The sequence below is a fragment of the Algoriphagus machipongonensis genome, assembly GCF_000166275.1.
Taxonomy (GTDB): Bacteria; Bacteroidota; Bacteroidia; order Cytophagales; family Cyclobacteriaceae; genus Algoriphagus; species Algoriphagus machipongonensis.
In genome coordinates, this window is sequence record NZ_CM001023.1 from 3,284,751 (window position 1) to 3,305,018 (window position 20,268).

General features: G+C 40.4%; 10 protein-coding genes and 1 tRNA gene. 7 read left to right on the forward strand and 4 right to left on the reverse strand.

Annotated elements, in window-relative coordinates; genetic code table 11:
* Positions 1 to 173: 173 nt before the first annotated feature.
* Both ALPR1_RS13735 and ALPR1_RS13740 read right to left on the reverse strand, forming a co-directional pair.
* Complete coding sequence (locus tag ALPR1_RS13735) at positions 174 to 1,169, reverse strand: glycoside hydrolase family 43 protein (RefSeq protein WP_008201545.1); 996 nt, start codon at positions 1,167 to 1,169, stop codon at positions 174 to 176.
* 244 nt (positions 1,170 to 1,413) lie between these two features.
* The gene (locus ALPR1_RS13740) at positions 1,414 to 3,390 is read right to left on the reverse strand and encodes a M1 family metallopeptidase (protein WP_008201546.1); all 1,977 of its coding nucleotides are present in this window, start codon (positions 3,388 to 3,390) and stop codon (positions 1,414 to 1,416) included.
* 215 nt (positions 3,391 to 3,605) lie between these two features.
* Between ALPR1_RS13740 and ALPR1_RS13745 the strand changes: the two genes are divergently transcribed.
* The 5 genes from ALPR1_RS13745 (at position 3,606) to ALPR1_RS13765 (ending at position 8,764) form a co-directional block, all read left to right on the forward strand.
* Positions 3,606 to 3,679 (forward strand) — tRNA-Pro (locus ALPR1_RS13745).
* Positions 3,680 to 3,882: 203 nt separating this feature from the next.
* The gene (gene rbsK, locus ALPR1_RS13750) at positions 3,883 to 4,812 is read left to right on the forward strand and encodes a ribokinase (RefSeq protein WP_008201547.1); all 930 of its coding nucleotides are present in this window, start codon (positions 3,883 to 3,885) and stop codon (positions 4,810 to 4,812) included.
* Positions 4,809 to 6,227 carry an ADP-ribosylglycohydrolase family protein gene (locus ALPR1_RS13755; protein WP_008201548.1) on the forward strand — a complete coding sequence of 473 codons (1,419 nt, stop codon included), beginning with the start codon at positions 4,809 to 4,811 and terminating at the stop codon, positions 6,225 to 6,227. Before rbsK ends, ALPR1_RS13755 begins: the two co-directional genes overlap by 4 nt.
* 281 nt (positions 6,228 to 6,508) lie before the next feature.
* Positions 6,509 to 7,519, forward strand: coding sequence for a glycoside hydrolase family 43 protein (locus ALPR1_RS13760; protein ID WP_008201549.1), 1,011 nt, complete (start codon positions 6,509 to 6,511; stop codon positions 7,517 to 7,519).
* Between the two features lie 69 nt (positions 7,520 to 7,588).
* A complete protein-coding gene (locus ALPR1_RS13765; protein WP_008201550.1) occupies positions 7,589 to 8,764 on the forward strand; it encodes a PQQ-dependent sugar dehydrogenase in 1,176 nt (391 codons plus the stop codon).
* Between the two features lie 160 nt (positions 8,765 to 8,924).
* Here the strand turns inward: ALPR1_RS13765 and ALPR1_RS20400 are convergent, their stop codons facing one another.
* Positions 8,925 to 13,298 carry an HYR domain-containing protein gene (locus tag ALPR1_RS20400; protein WP_008201551.1) on the reverse strand — a complete coding sequence of 1,458 codons (4,374 nt, stop codon included), beginning with the start codon at positions 13,296 to 13,298 and terminating at the stop codon, positions 8,925 to 8,927.
* An 828-nt stretch (positions 13,299 to 14,126) separates the two neighbouring features.
* Here ALPR1_RS20400 and ALPR1_RS13775 point away from each other — a divergent pair.
* Both ALPR1_RS13775 and ALPR1_RS13780 read left to right on the forward strand, forming a co-directional pair.
* The gene (locus tag ALPR1_RS13775; RefSeq protein ID WP_008201552.1) at positions 14,127 to 15,218 is read left to right on the forward strand and encodes a transporter substrate-binding domain-containing protein; all 1,092 of its coding nucleotides are present in this window, start codon (positions 14,127 to 14,129) and stop codon (positions 15,216 to 15,218) included.
* Positions 15,219 to 15,514: 296 nt separating this feature from the next.
* Positions 15,515 to 16,936, forward strand: a complete 1,422-nt coding sequence (locus tag ALPR1_RS13780) for an alanine/glycine:cation symporter family protein (protein ID WP_008201555.1) — start codon at positions 15,515 to 15,517, stop codon at positions 16,934 to 16,936.
* A gap of 147 nt (positions 16,937 to 17,083) precedes the next feature.
* On the opposite strand, the gene ALPR1_RS13785 is transcribed toward ALPR1_RS13780, so the two are convergent.
* A complete protein-coding gene (locus ALPR1_RS13785) occupies positions 17,084 to 20,257 on the reverse strand; it encodes an efflux RND transporter permease subunit (protein WP_008201556.1) in 3,174 nt (1,057 codons plus the stop codon).
* Between the last annotated feature and the right edge of the window lie 11 nt (positions 20,258 to 20,268).

Sequence of the window (20,268 nt, forward strand, 5' to 3'; positions counted from 1 at the left end):
CCGGTGACTTAAAGAGACTTATCAGATCGCCCAAAAACAGTTTTTTCTACCTTCTGAACATCCTTCAAAATAAAGCTTGAGCAATATTAAATCTAATGACTAAATAAGCCATAAGACTATTTTTGAAGGATAGCGTAATCAACTAGTTTCTACCAAAAATTAATCAAAAAACCTCAAGGTTGATATTTCCCAACTACTACTAGCTTATCTCCACTCAAGTCAACTTCAAATAAATTGGGAATACGGATGTAGCGCCCATTGACACTTTTATGGCTATGGATTGCCATCACCGTTGTTCCGTCAAAAGTTTCGAAAAGCATTCCATGCCCAAAATTCATTGGAGTAATAGGCTCATCTTCCTGAATCCATGGACCATTGAGCGTGCCATCTTCAGAATAAGCCACTCCTTGAACATAGTCACTATAGATCCAACTGGTCCAAATCATACCCAGTTTACCGGTTTGAGTTTCGAATAAATATGGGCCATCCGTCACCTTATTGGGTTTAACATTACCCTCATCATCTTTTTCTCTGCTCCAGGGTGAGTCACTGGCAAGAAATAACAACTCGCTTTCTCCAATTGTCCCGGATAAATCTGATTTCAATTCAATTTTCTCCATGGTACCATTTCCATTTTGTAACCACTCATGGCAAAAAATCATGTAAGGTTTTTCATCCTTGTCTACCCAAAAAGTTCCGTCTAGTGTTGGCATATCAGCAGGTAAATAAATGGGGTCTTTCATGGGAACATAGGGTCCTTCTGGTTTATCGCTTACCAAAACATGGCTTGCTCTTCGATTGATAGCATTTCCTGCAACGGTATCAATGTAAACATCCCTGTTGGTGAAGGTTCCGAAATAGTAATACTTGTCCTTGTATTGATGTAATTCTGCGGCCCATATCATAGGGTTTGGCCCCATCCATGAATTAGGATCAGTTTCTGCCACCTTAAAGGGACCTGTCCACAATTTGAGATCTTTACTTTTCCATAGAAGGCCGCCTGTTCCTGTCATATAATAGGTCTTGGAATCCTTATCGGCCAAAATACTGGGATCACTTAGTCGAATTGAATCTAAAGGAATATTCTCTTTTACTTCTGGCTTCCAGCCTTGAGCAAAGGCTGTGGAAAGAAACATCGCCAGTACAAGCGTTAATAGGTTATTTTTCATAGGTTTTAGGTTTAAAGTAATATCACAATATCACCCTTGATAATACAAAAATTTCATTCTTCATCATACCACTTTTGATTTACTACTCTCTAGATGTGGATTAATGGTTCCACATAATTTTCTAGAACATTAAAAAACTGTGAATACAAAAATCTTTTCCCCATCAAGATTCAATGAAGTCTGTTTTTAAAACAAAAAAAGCCTCAGAAATCACTTACTGAGGCTTACTATCAAATAGCTGAATTTACTTCCTTGGCCAAACATTATCTTTCACTTCATAATCAGGGAAGCGGCCATGAGGATCAAGTGTAATATTTTTGATTTTTCTTCCTCCAAAATCCATTTGAGCTTCAAAGGTTTTATTTCCATCAAACCACACGGTAACAGGCCAGGTAACTTCAACTGTATTCTCATCAATAATTTTAGAATTAGGTAAGCTTTTGATGTCAGTGCCTTCATCCTCAAACTCAACTCTCAAAACAACGGGGGCAGGCATTTGACCATCTTGTCTAACTGTCACGGTTGTTTTTCCATCTACAGTTTCAACATTTTCAATTGATCCATCGACTGCCTCAGTGGTAAATAGCCAGTAGTACCAAAACCATTCTAGATTTTGATCCAACTCATGATTCATAAAAAACATAAAATCCCAAGGTGAAGGGTGCTTATACTTCCAAACATCTGTGTACTTTCGAATCCCTTCTATCACCGCCTCATCTCCTACTATACCTCCTAGCATAGAAAGCATCAATGGTGTTTTTCCATAGGTTTGAAAACCATAACCTTCTCCACCATTATTGGCACTCCACATCATCGGAGCTTCATCTTCACTTCCGCTGATTCTTCCATACCGCTGGCCTAAACCATCCAAGTCATAAGCTTCATTTCTGGAATCAGCACCCGATAGGATATTCATGTATTGATTAAAACCTTCATCCATCCAACCGTATCGCGTTTCATTGGTACCCAACATCATAGGCCACCATTGATGTGCAGTTTCATGATCTGCAGCTCCTTGGTTTGAATTGATAACCATAGGATATTCCATCCCTGCACTTGGACCATCCTGAAGTGTTAACTGAGGAAAAGGGTAAGGAGCCCATAACTCAGAGTAAAATTCCATTGCATGTCTGGTTTTCTCTGCTGCTTGTTCAAAATACCTTGCTCTCTCAGGAATGAACACCATGTAAATAGGCACATAGCCTTTGCCGGGGATATTGGCTCTCGTTCCTTTCCAGATAAATTTATTGGATGTAGCCCAGGCAAAATCATTTACTTTATCAGCTACAAAATGCCAGGTCTTCTCGCCTCCACTTTGCGTTTTAGGGTCATTTTCACCTACAATCGTTAGTTCCTCATCTGATTCAAGAACTTTAGAATACTGATCCAAAGCTTTATCAGTCAACAGCTCTTCTGGGTTTTGAAGGACACCTGTCCCTGTTACAATCCAACCCTCAGGCATAGTAATGGAAACATCAAATTTCCCGAAATTATTGAAGAATTCGGCTGGCCCTAAGTACACACTTGTTTCCCAGCCTCTCAGATCATCATATTTTGCTAATCTAGGAAACCACTGAGTTGGCTGAAATAAAGTGCTGTCAAATCTCTGAGTCATTCTATGACCTCTACCACCATCTCCTCCTGGTAATTTGGTATGCCAATCGATCTCTAATTCAACACTTGTCCCTGCTTTGATTGGGTCCACCAATGAAATTGTCGCTACTGTTTGGGTAAGTCCATAAGCCCTTAAAGCCGGAGGATCATTCCTCCTACGAGGAGCAGCCTTTAAGTCTACTTCTTCCCCTCCTACGGTAATTCTGGTGACAATCATTCCTTCTGTTTGCTCTGCTGGCACAGAGGACCCTCGTGGTACATCAGCACGAAAAATATTATGGTCCAACCTGAGAACAATCGCTTCCAAATCATCTTTGCTATTGTTATGTACCATGATTTTTTCCGATCCAGTGATCGTTTGAGTAGATGGATCAAGGCTCGCATTAATAGTAAAGTCTGTCTCCATCTGCCAATAATTAGGTCCAGGTTTACCAGTAAAATCTCTGGTTCCCTCAGCAAATGCCTTGCGTATGGAATTAGTCATAGGCACATCTTGTCGAATAGCCCGAGTGTCCGTTTCAATGCTAGTTCTAAGAGGTTTTAGCTCTTCCTTTTGGGCAAAACAAAAAGAGGTGCTTAAAAGTAAAAAGAGTAAGGTTTTACGCATTTTTGTTAAATTTTTGAACTTGGTGGTTTATTCAAAATTACTTAAAATAAATTAGTTTAAAGGAGACAAAATGTGGAACTAAAATATTTAGGCTTAGTAAAAACTGATTTAAAACTTTTTTATAGAAATACTTTCAGATTAGAATTTGTAAAAAAGAATATTTTACTACATTTGCATCCGGTTTAGGAAAAGGAATCACCAATTTCTATACTGCTCGGGGTGTAGCGTAGCCCGGTATCGCGCCTCGTTTGGGACGAGGAGGTCGTAGGTTCGAATCCTGCCACCCCGACTTTAACATATTAATCCTGATAGCTTTATTGTTATCAGGATTTTGTTTTTTTAGCCTACTTCCTCATTTAAAAAGTATTTTTTGTTTAACCTTCCAAAAAAGTCATAGGATCAGTTAATTAATTATTTTTAACTCCGCTATTGGTTCAAAGGCTGTTTTGAAAATTGGCCTGAGTCTAATAATTTATTCAATTGTAGCCTGATATGAAATTAGTAGTCATAGGGAGTTCGAATATGGATTTGGTTATCTCCTTGCCAAGGATACCTGCTATTGGAGAGACAGTTTTGGGAGGGAAATCAAACATGGTTTTTGGAGGAAAAGGAGCCAACCAAGCTGTGGCCTCAAAACGTTGTGGAGGTCATGTTTCATTCATAGCCAAAGTGGGTAATGATATTTTTGGAGAGAATATGAAAAAGCACTTCCTGAAGGAAGGTTTTAATTCTGACCACATTTTAACAGATGAAGAAGAAGCTACTGGGATTGCTCAAATTTTTGTCTCGGAAAAAGGAGAAAACTCCATTGCTGTGGCACCTGGCGCTAACATGAAGTTAATTCCTGAAGATCTTGAAGCCTATATTGAATTAATAAAGGAAGCTCATGTAATTCTTTTGCAATTGGAATCCCCAATAGAGACAGTTGAATATATAGCCGATCTAGTTTTTCAGAGCGGTACAAAACTTATATTGAACCCCGCTCCAGCTCAAAAATTAAGTGAAAGCTTATTAGAGAAAGTTTGGTTGCTAACGCCGAATGAAACCGAAGCAAGTCTTCTGACTGGAATAGATGTGATTGATCAAATATCAGCACAGCAAGCTGCTGAACATCTATTAAAAATGGGTGTTAAAAACGTAATTATTACCTTGGGTGAAAACGGAAGTCTTTTATCCAATCCTGAAACTGTGGAACACTTTCCTGCTTTTAAAGTAACAGCAAAAGACACAACTGCAGCTGGAGATGTATTTAATGGTACATTGGCCGCTTCCATAACGAATGGCAAATCATTGCAGGACGCCATTTCTTTTGCCTCGGCTGCAGCATCCATTTCAGTTACGCGAGAAGGTGCTCAATCATCCATACCTACACAATCCGAAATAGAATTTTTTCTACAAAAACATCAAAAACAACGGACATGAAAAACCCAATCATAACTTCTATCCTATTGGCTATTTGTTTGGTTTTATCTTCTTGCAAAGACTCTGAAAAATCCCAACTAAATGAGAATGAAGATGTCATAAAAGACCCCACATTTTCCTATAAAGCTTATTCACACAAACCTACAGATCTTGTAATTTCCCGGTCAGAATACGCCAATAAATTATATGGATTTTGGCTTGCCGAATGTATTGCAAATTGGACTGGATTAGTTACAGAGATGGATAAGGTTGGAAATATTGGGGAGATCAAAACCGGCGATTTCTACACCAGAGAAGATTGGGGAACTCCAGACCTACCCAACATTTGGTCAGGTGACAATCCAAGTGATTTATCAGAAACGATAGACTTTGTATTTAGAGGCGAAGGCGAAGTTTGGGGTGCTGATGATGATACGGACGTTGAATATATGTACCAGTATTTGCTTTATAAAAACAAAACTTCTTTCCTAACTGGTGAGCAAATTCGGGAAGGTTGGCTTGAGCACATGAGACATGAGGAGGAAAACTACCTTTGGGTGGCCAATCAAAGGGCTTTAGATTTAATGCTTACTGGAGTTGTACCTCCTGCCACAAGTGATCCTGAAATTTCAAAAGACAGTATTTATCATAATTATTACGAAATGATAGATGCCCAGTTGACTACCGAGATTTTTGGTTTTTTTGCTCCTACCCGCCCAGATGTGGCTTTGAAAATGGCAGAGATGCCTATTTTGACCACAGCTAGAGAAAATGCCAAATGGATTTCTGAATTCTATGTAATCATGTATTCATTAGCCTCTTCTGTTGATCAAGATCTTTCAAAGAAAGAACAGACGCAATGGATGGCAAATGAGGCGAGGAAAAGACTTCCTGAAGACTCTTATGCAGCAAAAATGTATGATTTCGTAAAAAGTAAATACGATGCAAAGGTACCTTGGGAGCAAGCTCGCGATGAGGTCTATACTCGCTACCAAGTGAACCAGGAAGATGGATATACTATCACCTCCCAAAACATTTACTGTAACGGTTGTTTTGTGGGAGGCATTAATTTTGCCTCAAGTATTGTCAGCCTTTTATACGGAGAAGGAGACTTAAAAGAGACCATAAAAATTGGTGTTTTAACGGGTTGGGATTCCGATAACCCCACAGCAACTTGGGGCGGGCTTTTGGGATTTATGTATGGTAAAGAAGGAGTCGAAAATACATTCGGACGCAAATTTTCAGATAAATTCAATATTCATAGAACCCGGGTGAATTTCCCGAATGATGGAATGGACGATTTTACTAATATGGCCCAGACTGGCGTTTATATTGTAGATCGAGTAGTTCAAGAAGGAATGGGTGGAGGTATCGATCTCGATAAAGACGTTTGGTATATTCCCTCGGTTGAATTAGATATAAAGCCTGGAAATTAATTTGTTTTAATCTTCCAGCCTGACAATAGCCTACAGAATCCTGTAGGCTTTTTTTATATCCATTTTAAGGATTCACTGTTATTCACAATAGAAAGTTCTCGAAACACCAGTATAAATAATTCATTGTCAAAAGTTTAATCTTCTTTAGGTTCAGAAAAAATCAATCTCCCCAATTTACCAGCAGTTGTACATCGGTTTTTGGATCAGCCAACAAATTCCTCTAAATTCATTCAAAACCACTCTTTATCAGATTATTTCTATCTCTCCAAATACATCAATACATGACATTTGATTTAAAGTCTATCTTACCTGTTGAACCACATGCCTTTGTTTTTACTTTTTTGATATTCATATCTATTTGTGCCCAGTCATTCTCTCAGCAACCCACCAACTACACTTCTTTTAAGCCAGGAGGCCAATGGTTAGCTGATGATGGAGAGCATATTGATAGCCATGGAGGAAACATTATTTATGTGGAATCAACACAAACTTATTATTGGTATGGCGAGCATAGAGGGACTCCCCGAGGTGCTTCTTGTTATTCTTCAAAAGACCTTTACAATTGGAAAAATGAGGGCGTAGTTTTAGAGAAGGGAGAAATTGAAGTGTTCGAAAGGCCAAAAGTTATCTATGATGAAGTGAATAAAAAATTTGTCATGTGGTTCCATTTTGATAATTCTAAATATTTGGCTGCGGAGCTGGGTGTTGCTGTAAGTGACACCCCTACTGGACCATTTGAAATTCAAGAGCATTACCGCCCTAATGGTCATGAGTCAAGGGATATCGGTATGTATTTCGAGCCAGATACCAAAAAAGCCTACATAGGATATGCCGCAGATCATATCAACAAAACCATTAGAATGGTCGAATTATCTGAAAATTACTTGGCTACTACCTCCAAGGATGTTGATATTGAGGCGCATTGTGAAGGCCCAGGAATACTAAAGAAAAATGGAAAATTCTACTTGTTAACAAGTGGATGCTCAGGTTGGACCCCTAACCCTGCGACTTATTACACTGCAGAAAACATTATGGGTCCATATACCAAACATGGTAATCCTTTTGTTGGAGATGCAGGAAACAATTCATTCAATTCCCAGCCCTGCTTTATTTTTAAAATCCCAGGCTACAAAGATGCATACCTCTATATGGGAGATCGATGGAATGGGCGTGGCAAGCCTGAATCCGAATATGTATTCCTTCCAATCACGATTACTGAAGAAGGAGAAATGGAAATCCATTGGTACAATGAATGGGATCTCAGCATGTTTACCCCAGAAAAGAAAAATTAACCCAATAGGGATTAATTATCTCACTTTAAAAAAGAGTGTTTTAAAATCCAGTTTTAACCATCCACTATCATGAATAAGTTAATCAACACTTGTATTTTATCGGTTCTTTTGACCCAGTTTTCCTGTGCACAGAACAATTCATCCACCTCACCTACCCCAGAAGGCAATCTTGCAGTGGTAGAAGCTTTCCCAGCTTTGTCTTTTACCCGACCAGTGGATTTCCAGCATGCAGGAGATAATACCAAAAGACTGTTTGTTGTAGAGCAGAGAGGAGTAATTTCTGTTTTTGAAAATGATGCTAATGCCTCAGAAAAAACCGAATTCCTTTCTTTAGAAAGTCAAGTTGATGATTCCGGAAATGAGGAAGGCTTATTGGGGCTTGCTTTCCACCCTGAATTTGTGAGCAACGGCTATTTTTATGTGAATTACACAGCATCCAATCCAAATAGAACAATTATTTCAAGATTTTCCGTTTCTGCTTCCAACCCGAATCAGGCAGATCCTGCAAGTGAACTGGTACTTTTGGAATTCGAACAACCCTACTCCAATCACAATGGAGGACAAATTTCCTTTGGTCCAGATGGCTTCCTTTATATCGCTGTAGGTGATGGAGGAAGTGGTGGTGATCCGAAAGAGAATGGTCAAAACAAAAATACGCTGCTTGGAACGATCCTTCGAATAGACGTAAATAAGTCAAACGGCTCAAAAAGCTATTCTATTCCTTCGGACAATCCATTTGTTAATAACTCAAATGGATTTAGAGAGGAAATTTACGCTTATGGTCTTCGGAATCCTTGGAGATTTAGTTTTGACACCGCCAACGGACAGCTTTGGGTGGGTGATGTTGGACAAAATAAATTTGAAGAAATAGATATCATCAAAAATGGAGGAAACTATGGGTGGAACAGAATGGAAGGATTCCACTGTTTTAAACCATCCGATTGTGATAAAACAGGCTTGGAAATGCCAATTTGGGAGTATGACAGGTCAAATGGAGACATTTCTGTGACTGGGGGCTTTGTTTACCGGGGTTCAAATTTTAAGGAATTAGAAGGTTTATATGTTTATGCGGATTTTGTATCAGGAAGAATTTGGAGCTTAGATGCTTCTTCTCCTGCTAGCCCAGTCAATAAAGAACTTTTCGATATGGACTTTGCTATTTCATCCTTTGGAGTCGACCAAGACCAAGAGCTTTACATCTGTGGTTTTGATGATAAAATATATAAGTTCAAAAAGATTAATTGAGAATAATGGATTGACCCAAAAGAAGTAAATACAGATTGCATTTATTCCAAATAGGATAATTTAATACAAGACGCTCCCAAAAATTCTATCACTTCAAAAATTCGGTAACAAAAAAAGCCTCTCCTTACAACAGGAGAGGCTTTTATGTGTAATTAGGCTTTTACTTTTTGATCAATCGCTTGTTCATAACCAGCTGACCGGTTCTTATCTGCACCGTATACAGTCCTGAACTCAAATGGTCAATATTGATCTTATAGACTGCGTTTCCGCTTTCTACTCCTTCTTTCTCATAAACCAATCTTCCGACAGCATCAAAGATCCTGATCCCCACATTGACTGTTTGATCCAGTTCAATTTCAAGGGTCACATCAGATTCTGTAGGATTCGGATACATATTGAAATCTCCGAATTTAGGTTCACGGCTTAGCTCAATCACCCTTTCGATGGTCTGGCCTGCACGATCGGTACTAAATACTGTAATCCTTGCTGTGGCAGGTATTTTAGCACCTTTCCAAATGATTGATTTACCAACCAGTTCAAAATCAGCATTCTCAGCGATGGCATAGGTATGCTGATCATCCACAGCATCAATCGTTCTTAGATCACCAATCACACTTCCATTTCTGGTATCTCTCTTAAGGATGGTATTGCTCAACTTAATATCGGATGCCAATGGCTTATCTTCTACAAGCACATTCACTGTTATCGGTTCCTCAAGTATAAACCAATCGTTTTCTGCCAGTCCTGTGTTAAACTTATAGAGTCCGGACTGAAGGGAATTATACGATTCAGTATTGATGGTCAGGTCGATGTCTTTTCCTTCAAACCAATCAGAACTCATACTTGTGATCATTTTCTCGATTTCTTCAGAAGAAGTGTTCCAAGGAACAGTTACCAAATCAGTGACCACTCTCTTATTCTTGCCTTTTGCCTGATGGATGGCAATTGAACCACCCCCCAAGACTGTAGCAACATCCGAGTTATCATCAGCTCCTTTACCGTTATCATAGATGAGGCCTGAGTCGCCCCAGATTTTGATTCGGAATTCATCCGGAACAGATCCACCGTTATAGTCTCCATCGAGAGCAACTAAGGTAAATTTATATCCTGGAACTCCATTGATGGTTCCTTCACCTCTGTATGTAGCTTTCTTACCGGATATCACCAAAGTACCTGATTCATGTAAGGTGGACTTGAAGTTCAAATCTGCTGCTTTGAATTGGAATTCAGTATTTCCATCCACTTGGCTGGATCCCTTCTTGTACTTAGAAACAAATCCAAAGTTTGCTTTACCTGTCAGGCTTTTATCTGCCATATATGCCCCTTCTGGAGACATAATCCAGCCACCACCGGTGACAAAGTTTCCATTCGGATCATAAATCGGTAAGTAAGCCACAGATTCTACGAGTCCTGTACATTCAACTATAGTTGCTGATATTTTATAGACAACTGGTAGGCTAATTAATTCATCATCCGCTGATAAAGTTATTGTTGCCAAACCTGAATCATCTGTCAAAGCGATTTCCTCATAGACTCCATTATCTAAGGAGAATGTTACCTCAACTCCCGCAACAGCAGGAGATACGGTTGCTTTTAGAACTGCATCGTTTCCTAGCGGAACAGGAGTACCTGATTCGGAAGCATCAATGGTTAAAGGTACATTATCAAATATAGTCACCGTGGCATCAGCATTGGCTGTATTACCGACTGCATCCGTTACAGTTACCGAAACGACATTGTCGCCCAGGTTGTCGCAATCAAACGTAAAGGATGTTGGGCTAAATACCACATCACTACAGTTATCGGTCGCTGCAAAAATATCAGTTGCCTGCAGCGTCACTGTGTTTGTTAAGCCCAGTACTGCCGTTGGTGTTGGCGTTATTACGGTAATCACCGGAGCAGTTACATCTTTTACAATGACATTTTGAATAGCAGTAGATCTATTTCCACTACCATCATCAAAGGTCCAATTGATTTGGTAAGTGCCTTGCGCTGTATATTCAGTTGGATCAGTAGTCGTTCCTGTGATTGTACCACCACAATTGTCTGTGGTGGTTGGAGCACCAACTGACACACTGCATTCACCTGTCGCATCAGCCAAGATTGGGATCACTGGTGCTTCCGCATCTAGTACGGTAACCCTGAAGCTCTGCTGTATCGCTCCGTTGCCCGCTGCATCTACAGCGTCCACCGTTACGGTAGTAGTCCCTACGGGGAAAAATGAACCGGGGTCAATATTATAGCTGATGGTAGCACCAGGGCAATTATCAGCCACAGTTGCATTGAAGTTCACCACTGCACCACACTTGTTAGGATCATTGCCCGTCGTAATATAAGCCGGAACGGTAATCACCGGAGCTTGTATATCTACTACGGTTACGGTAAAGCTCTGCTGTATCGCTCCGTTACCCGCAGCATCAACCGCATCTACAAATACAGTAGTAGTCCCTACTGGGAAAAATGAACCGGGGTCAATATTATAGCTGATGGTAGCACCAGGGCAATTATCAACCACAGTTGCGTTGAAGTTCACCACTGCACCACAAGCATCGGCATCGTTGTTCACAGTGATGGGTGCTGGTACAGTCACTACAGGTGCTTGTGTATCTACTACGGTTACGGTAAAGCTCTGCTGAGCTGCTTTATTACCTGCTGCATCTTCCGCGTCCACCGTCACGGTAGTAGTTCCTACTGGAAAAGTAGCATTAACATAGAAATCAAGTGAATTTACAGAACCTAGGCCACTTAAGGTTATCAAGCCTCCGTTTCCACTGGTGGTACAATTGTCCGTAGCAGATACCCTCACGTTGACAGTGCCACTGCACGTACCAGGATCATTGCTCACCGTAATATCTGCAGGAACAGTCACTACTGGGGCAGTGTTATCTTCTACTGTAATGGTGGTAGCTGCTTCGCTGAATGCCCCTTTGCTATCGGTAACTCTTAACGTAACTGGTGTTGTACCCAACGAGTAAGGCCCTGCCGGGCTTACGCTAAAGGAAATCTCATCACCATCTGGGTCAGAGGAACCATTGTCAAAATCAGCAGCGGTAGCGGTACCCTGACAATTTGCATTTGCAGAGACCGTGACAGGCTGTGCAACTGCGATCGGTGGCTTATTGCAGTAACCATTTGGATCGGTTATCGTCACCGTATAGGAAGCAGAGGTTTTATTCCCTGCAAAATCTTCAAAAGTTAAACTGATTCTGATAGTTCCAATGTTGGCACAAGTATAAACTTCTCCATTAGAAATAATTGGGGGCTCAAATTCACAGTTATCATATTGTGCAATAAGTACTCCATTAGTAGTGGGATCGGCATCTGCGGTTCCATCAGGCCCAATTTCTAAGGTAACATCCTGAACCATTAATACTGGAGGGGTATTATCCTCGACAGTAATAGTCGTAGCAGCTGTGCTAGAACCGCCTTTACCGTCTTCAACAGTCAAATTCACGGCTGTCACGCCCAATGGATAAGGTCCTACAGGACTGACCGAGAAGGTAAGTGGATCGCCATCGGGATCTGTCGAACCTCCATCAAAAAGACTAGCGGTAGCCGTACCCTGACAATTTGAATCAGCAGAGACTGTAAGGGTTTTTGCTACAGCAATGGGTGGCTTATTTGGATTCAAAACAAAAATGACTTTGCCATTGTTACCGTTGCCACCGCCCTTTGTACCTGCGGTAATCATGACGTTAGTAGCAGTATTTCTTACGTAGGATCCACCGCCACCGCCGTTAGTTATACTAGTATTAAAGGCCCCGCCACCTCCAAAGGCCCCGCCACCTCCACTATAGCCACCGCCACCTCCACCGCCACCAAAACCAGCATCGACACCGGTTCCACCGGTTCCTCCTTTTAGGATTGTTCCTCCAACTCCGGGGCCGGCGCTTGGCAAATCAACTATATTAAGAGAATTATCTCCGTTTGCACCGCCGCTTAGATAACCACCTCCGCCTCCGCCTCCGTAAGCATCAGCGCCACTTTCACTAATCCAACCTCCACCTTGTCCTCCGCTTCCATTTGAACCTCCAGGAATCCCAGGGTTGCCGCCTGAAGTACCACCTGTCGTTGTATTAGTTCCACCAAAGCCAGGACCAGAGCCGCCGCTACCGCCTCCTCCACCTGCGATAACTAAAGGATTGCTCATAAAGTATACTGCAGAAGCATCGCCTCCTCCAGGAGCTATACTTAACATTGAAATTCCATTAGCCCCTACTTTAGGCAGTGTTGCATTTGGTCCAGCGGCACCAATTCTCAATTCTAGAACATCACCAGGATTTACAGAGAATGTACCAATTGCAGTTGCTCCTTTTCCTCCACTGACTAACGAACCCCCCAATATATTTCCCCCATCCGCTCCTAAGACCTCAATTGCGACACTAGTCACCCCACTAGGGATAATATATTGTTGAATAGGACCACCTGAATAATCGAAATTTTGTGTTATATTAACAATTTGCCCTTGGGTCGTTGGAACTATGTATAAAATTGAAATAAACAGCACACATATTCTGAGTAATTTTCCTATCATATTGTTCGATTTTAATTGCAAAAATTATTTTTAAAAAACACCTTATAATCTTGCTAATCGCAAGTGCTATTGTTCTTTGTTACCCTCTCTAAGGACTATTTGGTGAGCTGTAATAAAAAACAAATTCGGGTGCTTGTTTATCCAAGTCTTCCTATTGCTTTGTGAACAGAGGTGAGTGCTACTTTCAGATTTTATTTCGATGAAAATCTATTCATATTATTTAGAGTAGCTAAACGTATTTGAAACTCTAATTCACGTCACCTCAATACACTTTAAGTTCTCATCATCAAATCTTAAAATGAATTGCCAGTTGATTTAAATGATACTCCAGGGATGATATTTTTTTTGATTTTTAAATAGCAAAAAATGTATTTAGCCCCGAAAGTTAAACTTGCTCAGAAACTAGATGGATTAAAATGAACATAGGACGAGGATACATAAAGACTGTCCCAGTATATGGTTTTATTTCCCGAGGAAAAATTATAAATCAGTTATTCATTCTAAATCGAATGGCGTGATCGATTCTTTTCCAGGGATCCTTGGGAAAATATATTTGTGCTGATTGAGTCTTTTAGTTAAGAATCTGAGTTCTTTGAAATTTGACTTTTCTAAAGCTTATTTTTTTTCATTTCTTTTACCTGACAACTATTTTTGATTCAGAAACTGCCTTACTTTTTTTGATTTGGCCCATATTCTAACTAAAATCAACTATTAACTGCCCAATTTCCAGCCAAATACACCCTATTAAATTTGGCGACTCAGCAAGCAAATTTCAGCTATTTGCATATCAGAGTCTGAGTTATTTATTAACAATCCTAAATTTCAATTATGAGGTCCAGAAAGGTCTACTACCCCTTTATTTTACTTATTCTATTTCTAAGCAGTTCTAAGCTTATTGCCCAATCGGAAGTCCCTTCCACTGACACCTTACTCGTAGGGATCGCTGGTAGTCAGCCCTTTGTGTTTTCAAATAGCGTAGAAAACAAAGGCATTGCTGTAGAAATATGGGAGGATTTAGCTGCAAAAAAGAATTGGAATTATCGCTATCAATATTTCGACCAAGTGGATCTGGCGCTAAGCGAATTAGCAAAAGAAAATGTGGACCTAGTGGTCGGTCCAATAAGCATCACCTCCTCAAGATTGGAAAACATGCGTTTTTCCCAACCCTTCTATAATTCAAGTTTATCAATAGTATCAAGGTCTGATGAATTGACGCTTTGGCAGAAAGTCAAACCTTTCTTTAGCTTCAAATTATTAATAGCGGTGGCTATATTTTTATTTATTTTAAGCCTTGTAGGTACTTTATTATGGTTAGCTGAGCGAAAAAACTCTCCAGAGCAATTTCCAAAAGATCCTATCAATGGGATCGGAAACGGAATGTGGCTTGCTGTGGTGACTATGAGTACGGTCGGCTATGGGGACAAAGCCCCAGTTACTCTTGCAGGGAGAATCATTACGGGGACTTGGATTATTATCTCTATTATTTTTGCTACGTCCATGGTAGCTGGCATAGCAAGCACCTTGACTTTAAATTCTCTTGGAGAATCTACCATTTTGAACATAGAGGAGCTTTCAAACCAAAAGGCTAGCACATTAAGTGGATCTCCTTCCGCCACATTCCTGAAAGAAAATAAAGCCAAAGTAATTGATTCCAATTCACTTGATGAAGCAATTAGCAAACTGGAGTCAAAAGAAGTAGAGGCGGTAGTTTATGATAGACCACAGCTTCTCTATTATATCAAGCAAAATCAAAGTAAAAACTTACATCTTGCAAAGGCTGAATATTTCAAACAAGGCTATGGTTTTGCATTTCCGATAAATTCAGGCCTAGTATACGATGTAAACCGGGCCTTACTAGAATTAGCCGAAGATCAAGAAACTGAAAAAATAATAAACAGCTATTTGGAGAAAGATGAGTAGTTGACATTTGGCCCTACCTCACCTTCAAAATTTTATTAAGAATATATTTTTCTAAAACTCTATTGATTATGCTAGTGCTTAATAAGAAGGGCTACGATCAGGCAATTTTCAGTTTGAAAATCTAAGTAAAAGTATGCTTTTTCCCATAACACCTAATTTTCAAAGGCAATCGATCATGAATTAAGCCCATTTAAAATGATTCTTCTGCTATAATCTCAGAATTTTCACTTTCTTCGGGTTCGTAATAAACCCAAGCTTAAGAAAACTTTATAGATTTAGAAGTATACCAATAAAAAATGAAAGAGATAGTAGAAGCAATAAATGCAGTAGTTTGGAGTGATGCCTTGATACTCCTTTGCCTTGGAGCGGGAATCTATTTTTCCTTTGCTACCAAGTTCCTTCAGGTGACTTATATCAAGGAAATGGTTCAACTTCTTTTTCGAGGAGAGTCATCCAAAGAAGGAGTTTCCTCTTTTCAAGCTTTTGCCATAGCCATCTCAGGAAGAGTAGGTACAGGAAATATCGCCGGAGTAGCCACTGCCATAGCCATGGGAGGACCTGGAGCTATATTTTGGATGTGGGTAATCGCTTTTTTAGGAGCAGCATCAGCTTTTGTTGAATCTACTTTAGGCCAGATATATAAAGAAGTAGATAATGGAGAGTATCGAGGTGGACCAGCCTATTATATCGAAAAAGGAATTGGTCTAAAATGGTATGCCATGTTGTTTGCCTTCGCTACCATCCTGGCCACGGCTATTTTCATGCCTGGAGTTCAAAGTAACAGTATTGCTTTATCCGTTGAAAATGCTTTCAACATCCCCGTTACTTATACAGGTATTATTATTACTGCCCTTTTGAGTTTGATCATCCTAGGTGGAGTTAAAAGAATTAGTAAAGTTGCTGAAATTGTCATTCCGTTTATGGCGGCAGCTTATATCCTAATGGCAGTTGTTATCATTATTTTAAACATTGCAGAAGTACCATCCATTTTTGCCTTGATCATTAAATCAGCCATGAATTTAGAGGCTGCTTTTAGTGGTGTTTTTGGAATGGCTATCGCTTGGGGTGTGAAAAGAGGAATCTACTCTAACGAAGCGGGACAAGGAACGGCACCACATGCTGCTGCGGCGGCTGAAGTGAGTCACCCTGTTAAGCAAGGCTTGGTACAAGGCTTTTCTGTTTATGTCGATACCATCTTCGTTTGTACCGCTACTGCCTTGATGATCCTTTTTACAGGACAATACAATGTCGTAAATCCTGAAGGAGGGTTTATCGTAGAAAACCTGCCAGGAGTAGCTTTCGGGCCTGAATACACGCAATTTGCTGTAGGGACTCAGTTCCCAACATTGGGAAAAGGCTTTGTAGCAGTTTCTTTAATGTTTTTTGCTTTTACGACGATCATGGCTTATTACTATATCGCAGAAACTAACCTGAGCTATTTAATCAGAAACACCAATAACAGATGGGGAATATGGGTTTTAAGAGTTGGTCTTTTAGGAGCTACTTTTTATGGTTCCATTAAGACTGCAGCACTTGCTTGGACCATGGGAGATATCGGTGTTGGAATGATGGCATGGCTAAACGTAATCGCCATTCTATTACTAAGGAAACCTGCTTTGAAGGCCTTCAAGGATTACAAAAAACAGAAAAAAGAGGGCAAAGATCCAAAATTCATCGCCAAAGATGTGGGTATAGAAAATGCCGATTTCTGGAAATAACCTTCAATTGAAACTTTATAAAATGAGCCGACATTTACTGTGTCGGCTTTTTTTATACCCTTAAAATCTTTCAAAAAGAAAAAGAAAAATGCCCCCGAAAAGCAATAACTCATTGGGGGCATTCTTAATATTAATTACAATGATGATCTAGTGGTGATCGTGTGCGCTCGGATCATAATTAGCTTCCAATTCAGCCAAAGTCTTTTTCCCATAAGCTATTTTGGTTATGACCACATACAAAACTGGCACAAAGAAGATTGCTAAGAATGTTGCTGCCAACATCCCTCCAATCACTGTCCAGCCAATGGTCTGCCTAGCTACCGCCCCTGCCCCATTTGATAAGGCAAGAGGAACCACACCTAGGATAAATGCCATTGAGGTCATGATAATAGGTCTCAATCTCAATTTAACTGCTTCCAGGGTCGCTTTCAGAATTGGCATTCCTACATCAACTCGCTCTTTTGCAAATTCTACAATCAAAATAGCATTTTTTGCAGCCAAGCCGATCAAGGTAATCAAACCAATTTGGGCATAAATATTATTATCCAACTTCGGTAAGAAATGCAAAGCAATGATGGCTCCAAATGCACCTAATGGAAGTGCAAGTAAAACCGAGAATGGTACAGACCAACTCTCATATAAGGCTGCCAAAAGTAAGGAAACCAAGACAATTGCCAGTGCAAAAATCAGGATTGTGCTATTTCCAGAAGAAAGTTCCTCACGGCTCAAACCTGAGAAATCATAGCCATAACCTGCTGGCAGAACTTCTGCCGCAACTTCTTCTAAAGCAGTTATCGCTTGACCACTACTATAGCCTGGCGCTGCATTTCCATTTATCTCAACCGATCTAAATAGATTGTAATGCGCAATTGCAGAAGCATTCTCTACCACTTCATAATTTACCAATGCACTTAGCGGCACTGTCTCTCCACCTGTACTTTTCACATAATATTGCTGTAAATCGTCTATTCCAGCACGGTAAGAGGTATCCGCTTGTGCTACAACACGGAAGTTTCTTCCATATCTGGTAAAGTCATTCACATAAGCACTTCCCATGTAATTTGACATGGTGGTGAAGATTTCAGTCAAAGGAACTCCCAGTTTTTTCGCTTTTTCTCGATCTACTGTGACATGATAGCCTGGAGTCTTTGCATTAAAGAAACTGTAGGCCATTGCAATCTCAGGTCGCTGGTTTGCTGCAGCAAGGAATTGGCCCATCACGGATTCTAACTCCTTGATATCTCCCGAACTCGAACGCTGTTCTAGCATAAAGCTGAAACCTCCTGTTCTACCTAAACCAGGAATTGCTGGTGGAGCAACCACCACAACGTTTCCTTCAGTGATAGAAGAGAACTTCTGATTCAAGGTCCCCATAATCCCAGCCAACTGAAGGGATGGATCCTGCCTTTCCTCCCAGGGATCCATTTGTACAAAGAAAGTCGCTGAATTTGATTTAAAGGAAAAGCTAATCACGTTTAAACCACCAATACCCGTCACATGGTTGATACCTTCAGTATCAGCAAGGATCGTATTAATCTTGCTCATAACTTCTTGTGTTCGGTTACTTGAAGATGCTTCTGGCAATTCTAAAGTGATATATAATCTACCCTCATCCTCAGTTGGCAAGAACCCAGTGGGCTTGGTTTGAAACAAACCAAATGTTCCCGCAAAGATACAGATGAGTAAAATCAAGACGAGCGGTGCTCTTTTAATACTAGCCTTTACTCCACTGGTGTAGTTATTTGTAGTTCGCTCAAACCATAAATTGAATTTGTAAAAGAACTTATTCAAGCCTTTTCCATGCTCATTTACCTCAGATGGTTTCAGCAGTAGCGTACAAAGTGCCGGAGTTAAACTCAAGGCTACAAACGCCGAAATCAATACAGAGATGGCAATCGTAATAGCAAATTGCTGGTACATTCTTCCTACAATTCCAGGAATAAATCCAACGGGAATAAATACTGCACTCAAGATCAAAGCTATAGCAATTACCGGTGCCGTAATATCCTTCATCGCCAACTTTGTAGCTTCTTTTGCAGAGATTTTTCTGGAATCTATATAATGCTGTACTGCCTCCACTACGACAATCGCATCATCTACCACAATTCCAATTGCGAGAACAAAACCAAATAGAGTCAGGGTATTGATCGTAAACCCTAATAGCGGGAAGAAAATAAATGTACCAATGATGGAAACTGGTATCGCTAATACAGGAACTAAAGTTGCTCTCCAACTCTGTAAGAACAAAAACACTACAAAGATCACAAGCAATAAAGCTTCACCAAAAGTGTGAAGTACCTCATCAATGGATACCTCCACCACAGAAACTGATTCAAATGGAACCGTATACTTCATATCTGTTGGGAAAGACTCCTGCAACTCATCCAAAGCACCATAAACTCCTTCGGCAGTTTCCAGAGCGTTACTACCTGGAGCCTGATAAATCAAGAGAATAGCTGATTCTTCTCCATCCAATGTAGAATACCTTCCATAATCAAATTGTCCTAACTCGATTCTAGCTACATCTTTTAAAAACACGATAGAGCCATCCTGCGGATTCGTTCTTAACACGATATCTTCAAACTCTTCTGCTCGCTCTAATCGACCATTAACGGTAATTGGATATTCGAAAGCTTGATAATCGTATTGAGGCATACTCCCAACAGTACCAGCAGCTACTTGAAGGTTCTGTTCCTGAATGGCTGAAGTCACTTCTCTTGCAGTAATACCATATTGTGCAAGTTTATCAGGCTGAAGCCATACTCGCATACTAAAGTCCTGTCCAATGGCTGTAATATCTCCTACCCCATCCACTCTCAACAAGGCATCCTTGATAAAAATATTGGCGTAATTGGATAGAAACTTCCGATCATGAGTTCCCTCTGGGGAAGTGATACTTAGCACCATCATGATTGATGGGTTCCTTTTTCTTACCACTACTCCCAAACGCCGTACGGCCTCAGGAAGAGAAGGCTCCGCAATGGATACCCTGTTCTGAACATCCAACGTGGCAATGTCAATATCAGTCCCCACCTCGAAAGTGACATTCATTTGCATCTGCCCCGTACTGGTATTATTGGAAGATATGTATGCCATTCCAGGCGTTCCATTCACTTGTGTTTCAATTGGAGTGGCTACGGTTTGCTCCACCGTTTTGGCATCTGCACCTGTATAATTTGCAGCGACGGATACCACTGGAGGAGTAATATCCGGGTATTGGGTCACAGGAAGATTTAAAATCGCTAATACTCCCACCAGCACTATCACAATGGATATGACCATTGCAGTTACCGGCCGTTTTATAAATACATCTGATATCATCTGTTATTTAA

What these genes read in the sequence shown, in the direction of transcription:
- ALPR1_RS13735 (WP_008201545.1), bottom strand. Translation starts at nt 1,169, where the DNA reads ATGAAAAATAACCTATTAACGCTTGTACTGGCGATGTTTCTTTCCACA.
- ALPR1_RS13740 (WP_008201546.1), bottom strand. Translation starts at nt 3,390, where the DNA reads ATGCGTAAAACCTTACTCTTTTTACTTTTAAGCACCTCTTTTTGTTTT.
- rbsK (WP_008201547.1), top strand. Translation starts at nt 3,883, where the DNA reads ATGAAATTAGTAGTCATAGGGAGTTCGAATATGGATTTGGTTATCTCC.
- ALPR1_RS13755 (WP_008201548.1), top strand. Translation starts at nt 4,809, where the DNA reads ATGAAAAACCCAATCATAACTTCTATCCTATTGGCTATTTGTTTGGTT.
- ALPR1_RS13760 (WP_008201549.1), top strand. Translation starts at nt 6,509, where the DNA reads ATGACATTTGATTTAAAGTCTATCTTACCTGTTGAACCACATGCCTTT.
- ALPR1_RS13765 (WP_008201550.1), top strand. Translation starts at nt 7,589, where the DNA reads ATGAATAAGTTAATCAACACTTGTATTTTATCGGTTCTTTTGACCCAG.
- ALPR1_RS20400 (WP_008201551.1), bottom strand. Translation starts at nt 13,298, where the DNA reads ATGATAGGAAAATTACTCAGAATATGTGTGCTGTTTATTTCAATTTTA.
- ALPR1_RS13775 (WP_008201552.1), top strand. Translation starts at nt 14,127, where the DNA reads ATGAGGTCCAGAAAGGTCTACTACCCCTTTATTTTACTTATTCTATTT.
- ALPR1_RS13780 (WP_008201555.1), top strand. Translation starts at nt 15,515, where the DNA reads ATGAAAGAGATAGTAGAAGCAATAAATGCAGTAGTTTGGAGTGATGCC.
- ALPR1_RS13785 (WP_008201556.1), bottom strand. Translation starts at nt 20,257, where the DNA reads ATGATATCAGATGTATTTATAAAACGGCCGGTAACTGCAATGGTCATA.